The 369-nt window shown below is 63.1% G+C and carries 1 protein-coding gene; it reads right to left on the bottom strand.

Annotated elements, in window-relative coordinates; genetic code table 11:
• Positions 1–27 precede the first annotated feature (27 nt).
• On the bottom strand, positions 28–369 hold a 342-nt coding region (locus EOD07_RS37200; protein ID WP_164772997.1), incomplete at its 5' end, for a cytochrome c-type biogenesis protein.

Raw genomic sequence — 369 nt, 5'->3', positions numbered from 1 at the left:
GGACTGGCCCTCGGAGGAATAGCCGAGCTAATTGCCTAGTATCTTGTCCAGCGCCGCCTGTTCCTCAGTGGTCAGCGCATTGGTTGCCGTCGAGCGACGCGACCGCGCGGTCAGCACGATGAAAACGCCTCCCACCAGCAACAGCAGGACAGGCGTGCCCCACAGCAATGCATTGCGCAGGTCGAAACGCGGCTTGAGCAGCACGAACTCGCCATAGCGCGAAACCACGTAGTCCATGACCTGCTGGTCAGTGTCGCCGGCGACGAGGCGCTGACGCACGAGGACGCGCAGGTCGCGGGCAAGGTCGGCATCGGATTCGTCGATCGACTGGTTCTGGCAGACCATGCAGCGCAAGCCTTCCGAAAGCGC

This window comes from Mesorhizobium sp. M2C.T.Ca.TU.002.02.1.1, assembly GCF_003997225.1.
Note: the sequence above shows the minus strand (reverse complement) of the source record. Positions and strands in the feature narration are given on the sequence as shown.